Source organism: Luteitalea sp. (assembly GCA_009377605.1).
Lineage (GTDB): Bacteria > Acidobacteriota > Vicinamibacteria > Vicinamibacterales > Vicinamibacteraceae > WHTT01.
Genome location: WHTT01000372.1, coordinates 1 through 508, shown reverse-complemented (window position 1 = coordinate 508; position 508 = coordinate 1). Strand labels below are relative to the sequence as shown.

Genomic DNA, 508 nt, shown 5'->3' with positions numbered 1-508 from the left:
CACGATGGGGAGCGGACGAAATCCGGAAACACGTACTCGTCCCAAAGTCGCCGTCGTCGCTTCGCTGAATTGGCCATCCCAACATGATTCCGTTTCCAAGTCCCTAGGCCCGGAAGACCGGGCCGTTTGCTATTGGGCCGGTGGGTGTCGCCCGGGAACAACGCTTGCTGAAAGGCGATGCGGTGCCAGTGGCGGCTCTGTGGAGGAGGCGATGAAGACCTACTTTGTTGTCAGGCGTGGCATGGCGTGGTGCGCGCTAACCGAGACCGGCCACCCGCCTATTTCCTCGGAAGACAAATCGCAAATCGTTGCTTGGGCATGCGAGCTTGCGCGCGCCCGCGACGGAGAAGTGTACGTCCACGACGCCATCGGCCGCCTTGAGCGGGTCTACACCTACCAAGGCGGCGTTGAGCGCAAACCGATGCCGTATGCACGCCAATCGCCGGCCCGCTCGCCGGGGCCAGAGGGCGCCGAGGCGTAGCAGAGCTGACCGCTCGACGCTGCTGGC

The 508-nt window shown here is 64.0% G+C and carries 1 protein-coding gene; it reads left to right on the top strand.

From position 1 onward, the window contains the following. The first annotated feature begins 211 nt into the window (after window positions 1-211). Complete coding sequence (locus tag GEV06_29345; GenBank protein ID MPZ21941.1) at window positions 212-481, top strand: hypothetical protein; 270 nt, start codon at window positions 212-214, stop codon at window positions 479-481. Window positions 482-508: the final 27 nt, after the last annotated feature.